Annotated in this window: 5 protein-coding genes; 1 reads left to right on the forward strand and 4 read right to left on the reverse strand. The window is 59.2% G+C overall.

Annotated features, from left to right (window positions below; genetic code table 11):
• Window positions 1-567: 567 nt before the first annotated feature.
• Window positions 568-1,866, forward strand: coding sequence for a beta-propeller fold lactonase family protein (locus ACT53O_RS15255; protein WP_476153431.1), 1,299 nt, complete (start codon window positions 568-570; stop codon window positions 1,864-1,866).
• 384 nt (window positions 1,867-2,250) lie between these two features.
• Here the strand turns inward: ACT53O_RS15255 and ACT53O_RS15260 are convergent, their stop codons facing one another.
• The 4 genes from ACT53O_RS15260 to ACT53O_RS15275 all read right to left on the reverse strand — a co-directional run.
• Window positions 2,251-3,480 (reverse strand): hypothetical protein, encoded by a 1,230-nt coding sequence (locus tag ACT53O_RS15260; protein ID WP_476153423.1) that lies wholly within the window; start codon window positions 3,478-3,480, stop codon window positions 2,251-2,253.
• 516 nt (window positions 3,481-3,996) lie between these two features.
• Window positions 3,997-4,767 carry a nuclease-related domain-containing protein gene (locus ACT53O_RS15265; RefSeq protein ID WP_476153425.1) on the reverse strand — a complete coding sequence of 257 codons (771 nt, stop codon included), beginning with the start codon at window positions 4,765-4,767 and terminating at the stop codon, window positions 3,997-3,999.
• 248 nt (window positions 4,768-5,015) lie between these two features.
• Complete coding sequence (locus ACT53O_RS15270) at window positions 5,016-5,357, reverse strand: hypothetical protein (RefSeq protein ID WP_476153427.1); 342 nt, start codon at window positions 5,355-5,357, stop codon at window positions 5,016-5,018.
• Window positions 5,358-5,805: 448 nt separating this feature from the next.
• A partial coding sequence (locus ACT53O_RS15275) for a hypothetical protein (RefSeq protein ID WP_476153429.1) occupies window positions 5,806-6,000 on the reverse strand: 195 nt, incomplete at its 5' end.

Below are 6,000 nucleotides of genomic sequence, written 5' to 3' on the forward strand. Positions count from 1 at the left end.
GCGCACGGGAAAGAAGAAGCGCGCACTGATCGAGGAAGCCATTCTCCGAACATGGTCGGAGTGAGTTTGCTGCGACACAGGACAACTTTGCGGGCCGCCGTTGAAGAAGTTGAACCAGCCGGGTGCACACGTTTTCTTGTGGTGGCTGCCTCCCTGCCGCTCACGTAGGCCTAGCCCGGCGAACTACATCCAGATGAGTCGGCATCGCCAGCATGCGACAAGACTGGGACTTCTTCAGCGGGCGAGGGCTCGAGGGCGCACCTTCGGCGAACCAGGCCACCAGCAGCCTCGCCGAGGGTGCTGGGCATAAGAGACGGAGTGCGCATTTGAGTGCCCATCTTGGTTCGATGGGTACTCATTGCAATCTCCGTGGGAGATGTTTTCCGCATAGGCAAAGGAGTCAAAGCCAGAGCCTTCCCCGGTCTCTTCGAGAACCGGGAAGCCATCTGAATAGAACTGCCAGAAAGTCAAGGAGGACTGGAAGCCATGAGAAATCAATCACCCGTTTCGAAGTGGACGCGTCGGCGCACTGCAGTGCGGATTTCTGCAGCTTTGCTCGCGGGCGGAATGTTCGCGCTTTCAGCGTCGCCAGCCAGCGCCTCAGCGCCTCCCGACTCTGTCTCTGGCTTCTTCTTCGTCGGAGTCGGACCTCGACAGGTCGCAATAAGTCCCGACAGTTCATTCGCGTATGTTGCGAACAATAACTCCGGGACCGTGTCGCGGGTCGACACAGCTACAGGAACAGTTACTGCCACGACAAGCGTGGGGAGCGGGCCTTTTGGCGTAGCGATCAGCCCGGACGGCTCCTTCGTATACGTCACTAACAACGGCTCGACTACAGTGTCGCGCGTAAACACAGCAACCAACGCTGTTGCAGCGACAATCGGAGTCGGAAGCGCCCCAGCGGGTGTGGCCATCAGCCCGGACGGCTCCTTCGCCTTCACCGCCGACTTCAATTCGAACACGGCAACGAAGATCGACACTTCTACGAATACTGTCAGCGCGACCGTGAGTGTCGGCAGTAACCCCAACAGTGTGGCCATCAGCCCCGACAGTGCTTTCGCCTACGTCGGAAACGCATCGTCCAATTCGCTGTCGCGAATCGATACGGCAACAGGAGCCGTTACGGCAAGCATCTCTCTGGGGGCTAGCCCGCGCTTCGTTGCGATCAGCCCGGATGGCGTGTTTGCATTCGTTACCACTGGTTCCGGGACAGTCTTGCGCATCGAAACGGCGTCTAATGCCATTAGCGCGACCATCCCGGTCGGATCCTCGCCGAACGGTGTTTCGATCAGTAGCTACGGATCATTTGCTTACGTCAGCAACTCCGGATCGACGACGGTTTCGCGAATCGACACCACGACCAACGCAGTTACGGCCACGATTCCGCTCGGTTCAGTGGGAGCTCCGCAGAGCGTTGCCATTAGCGCCGATGCAACGTTTGCCTACACAGCGAACAACGGGACGCCGGGAACTCTGTCTCGTATCGAGACGGGTGTAGTTGCTCCCAGCGCTGCGCCGTCGGTTTCGGGCGTGACCGGACCGGACGCAGGGGGCGCGTACACCATCAGCGGAAATGGCACCCCCGCAAGCACCGTGGTGATAACGGACGCTAACGGCACCACCGTTGTGACCACGACGACGGACGCGGCAGGAGCGTGGACTGGCATAATCCCCGCGGGGACCCAAACGCCCCTCACGATCGTGCAGACGACGCCCGGCAGAACGTCTTCGGCACCCATCACCTACAATGCTGAGCCTCTTCCCGCGATTGACTTGCGAACGGCTGCTGGGGTTCTCGTTGGGCTGCTGGCTGCCGCATCGTTCGTTCCCCTTCGCAGGGTCCTGAGCTCCGCCAATATCTAACCCAGCCCATCCACCCGGCCCGGTGGGAGACGCCGCCAAGCGGCGTCTCCCACCGGGCTTCTCCATGCAGAAGTGCAAAACCACGAAGCTTCGTCGAAGGAGGTGACTACCTCACCAGGGGCACATAAGGACCGGCGAGCAGGATCCCGTCGATGACGCTAGCTTTGCCTCAGACATCCAACGCGACATAGCAAGATCGGCAGCGACAGCAGGAGACCGGGCACCACGCGAACGATAGCGAGGCGTGAGCACGTCGAGCAGGGACATAGCGTCGCCGCAATTCGTAGCGGGATCTCGCGTTTGTTGGCGCACCGGTAGTTGGCGCTTCCGCTCCCGTCTAAGGCATGTCAGGCCAACATCCGAGGCTAAGGGACGCATGTCGAGCTACTGAGCGATGGTGGTCGCGAGTAGCGTACGTCGAGTGTTTCCTTCGCCTGGGTTTCCCTCGGCATAGTAGACGGTGACTTTACTTCCCGCGGGTACGCGAGCGGAGGAGGTGAGCATGGTGATCTGGTCTTTTGTAGTCGCCTGCCCTGCACCGTACGCTGCTCCGGCGTAATGTTCCATGAGGTAATTGTCGTCGACATAGACCACGTAGCGATCCGGCGCGAGCCCGGACTGCTCCATTATCACAAGCTTGACGCCTGATGCGTTCGCAATAACTGGGGATACCGGAAAGAGACCGGTGTAGGTCCGGCTGTACAAAATCGTCAGGTCTTCTTCATCACCTTCCGCGTCGACGTAAAAGTCGAAAACCGCCCCCGGGCGCATTACGCCAGTAATCACAGTGAGAGGAATTTCGCCTATCCCGGTGATGTGGGTGACGAGCCCAATGTCCGGTCGACAACTATGCGAGGTGTATCCTCCGTATACGACGCAGATGTCCTTGCCATCGCGGCGTATGACGAAAGGGACAGATTTCGTGTGCAGGCCACCGCGGAAGTAGACGTGCATGGAATCGTTCTCCAGTTCGATCCTCTTGAACGCGTTGGCGATTTCGCTGACGAGTCCTCGTTTGATGCGCATCTTGCCGTCGGCGGTCGTGGTCTTCTCGAACGGTGCTTCAGTGGCGCACTTTCCGTAGCTGGCGGGTTCACCAAGGGTCCCGGCGCGGCTGTTGCTCAGCATGGGAGCCTGGAAGACAACGTCGGCCGTGCTGAGTTCGTTGCAGTCGGCGGACGGGGGGTGTGCGATGAATGCCTTGCCGGACGGCTTGAGCAGTCCACTTCCATCCGGAAGCCGGAAGGAGCCCACAGTGATACTCGGATGGCCCTGAGGGTCGTGAATCTCCGCTGACCACGTGTTGAAACCGGTCTTACGCACCACCAGGACGTATGCGGGGCCGTATAGCGCGTCGAACTCGATCTCACAGGTTACCCCCACGCCTCCATCGAAACCCTTGGAGCACTTACCCGAAACGACCGACGCACCTGCCACGCTCGTCCCGAACCTCGCATACAACCGCGAAGGCTCGAAATTCTTACCCTCGCGCGGTTCGAAGCCGATAACGCCCTTCTCCTCACGGTTGGTGAACCCGAACTCGTACCCCGCGAACACCCCCGACTTACGCGAGCTCACCGGCATGAACGCCTCACCGAAATGCACTTCCGACACCCCCGACGAACTAGCCGGCAGCGACCACTCCGCCGACACCGTACTGCCCGAAGAAACCGCGTTTGCCGCTCCCACCGGCCCCAGCAACGCTCCCGCAACCCCCAACACAGCCGCAACCGCGACCCCAAAACGAAACCTCACAAAAACCCTCCACACAACAGACAAACCACCGAAACATAAACCCACAACCCCCACCTAGGCATCAACAGTCTCCATTCAATGCGTAACGGCCGTGGATCCGTCGAGTTCGGTGTTTTCGGGACGCAGGTTATCGAGACCAAATCCGGCAGCGTACTGTTCTCGGATCTTCGCCGATCTTGGTTGCCTACGATGAGGAGGCCCAGGCCGACGGCGTAACCCGGTCGGTGGGCGGATTTCTCGCCCTGCCGCTGAGCGGAAATCGTCTTCATATTGCGGTTGTCCCTACGCTCGAGTGCGCAACGTGAACGCGGGCACGATCGACTTTCAACGCTTCTGGGGGAGAGGAGCACCGCATGGCCTCCCAGTGATCAGCCGTCAGGAGATGGCCATTGCGCGCCTAGGGTCGGCAGCGGCGAAGAAGTCAGGCCATTCCCCACTCATCTTCCCAAAGCCAACGACGTCCGCTGTTTGTGATTCAAGGGATCTCGCGATGAAGCGGACATCATTCTCAATCCCTGATGAATATTCGAGGATCTGCCGAATGAAAGGGCGCAGTGAGGTGGCATCAAGAGCTGGCGTGCTCATAGGGTTTGTGACCTGAACAGTTTTGTCGGTGAAGAGCCGAACTTTGGGGTGGCTATACAAGACGCAGGCTTGAACTCGAGATATCTCAGAATAGTTTCTGAGTATGCGCGACAGCTGCGATGCATGCTCTCGTGCTTGGGCTCTCGGTGATTCGTGCACCTCGGCCCTCAGCGGTGTTTGTCTACTCGCTTGAAGGTGGATCGCGAACGACGAGGGAAGCTCCATCGCGGCTGACACGGGCGCAAGCGCGGGGTGAAGCGTTGCCGGATCAACCTCGTCAAAAGCGACGCCCTCCCAGTGCCTGACCTCGACGATCACGATCGCGCGGGCGGTGAGCAATAGATGATCGATCTGGGTGAGAGCGGGAACACCGGTGTCGGTACGTCCGAGAAAGCAAAGGTTCGTCATCAGAACCCCGTCGACTCCGAGCGAACAGGCAGCTTCTCTGAGCATTTCTCGCGAGGTATGCTGCCACTTCACACCCTGACTGATCCGGCTGAGCAGCGCGCTGACGTCTTCGCGGCGGCCTATTCTTTCCGCCTCTAAGGCGTTTACGGCCATCGCTTCTTTCTGGCGCGCGCGGGTGAGGTCGGCTGCGGCAGATAGCCCCTGAGCCGCAAGGGCAGACCGATGAGCCCGCCGAGCCTGGAGCAGACGCCGACGTAGACGCGACTTCGTAACCAGGGCAGTGAGGGCTACTGCCGCAAAGACGATAAGCGCGAGAATGAGCAAAGTGATGGCCAGTGACGCCTTGAGAGTCTCCCCCGCGGGAGAAGCCTCCGTCACGGCCGATATCGTCACGTTCGCACTCACGGCCATACCTGCCTGTCGAATACTTCGTGCAGAGGTTCGAGGATGATCTTCTTGTTCCACCGGATGCCGGGCAAGTCGCTTTGCTCGGTGCTGTTACGGTCTGCAGGTGAGACAATCGCGATGCCTGCGGCAACCGCTTGCCAGGTCAGATCATCGGGTTTCTCCTGGATCAGCCCGAACCTTCTCAACAGCGAAATGATCTGCGCGCTGTCGACGCCGACTTCCGCGCCAATATCGGCCGCACTCCAATAGACGAAATGGTCAACGCCGCTGCTAACGTCTTTGACCGCTGATGACGCGCTTTCCACACTTCCACGGTAGAAGGCGGGGTCATGCATAGGCATGAGGATGCATCCTCCTCGGAGCTGCGCAGTGGAGAGTCAGACAGCTGTGAGAGTGGGCCGCTCATTGCTGTCATAGTCCGACGGAAACTTGGGTGACGTTACTGGGCGGTTGTTGTGGCTAGGAGAGTGCGTTTGCCTTCGTCTTCTCCGGGCTGGCCGGGCTTCGTCAGATCGTTGTAATCGTCTTCAGAAGCGACATAGAAGTCATAAACAGCCGGTGTCCGGGGGCTAGAGTTCTCGACTATGAGGGTGGGGTTAACGTTCGGAAGTAGAGGTTCTGGGACCGTTGGTTCCTTGCTACAATTCACACCGCTCTCATACCTGCTGATCGTGCCTTTATAGCTCATGCAAACCCTCCGACTGTCCAGGTAGACGACGAACGGTATCGCTTCCTTCAGCAAGCTGTTCCGGAAGTCCACCCTTACCGAAACTCGCGTTATTTCTAAATGATCGATGGAATCGGTGATCTCGTTGACAGTTCCGCGGTTGATGCGCATTTGACGTCGGCGGTGATGGTCTTTTCGAAGGGAGCTGAAGCGCTACAGCTTCCGACTGATTCAGGTTCGCCGAGGGTTCCGGTGCGGCCGGTGCTCAACGCGGGAGCCTGAAAAACCACATCCGCCCTGTTCATCTGGGT

The sequence above is a fragment of the Microbacterium sp. DMC48 genome (assembly GCF_056313825.1).

Bases quoted from the DNA above. Each gene is read 5' to 3' on its own strand.
- ACT53O_RS15255 (WP_476153431.1), top strand. From the start codon at position 568: ATGTTCGCGCTTTCAGCGTCGCCAGCCAGCGCCTCAGCGCCTCCCGAC.
- ACT53O_RS15265 (WP_476153425.1), bottom strand. From the start codon at position 4,767: ATGGCCGTAAACGCCTTAGAGGCGGAAAGAATAGGCCGCCGCGAAGAC.
- ACT53O_RS15270 (WP_476153427.1), bottom strand. From the start codon at position 5,357: ATGCATGACCCCGCCTTCTACCGTGGAAGTGTGGAAAGCGCGTCATCA.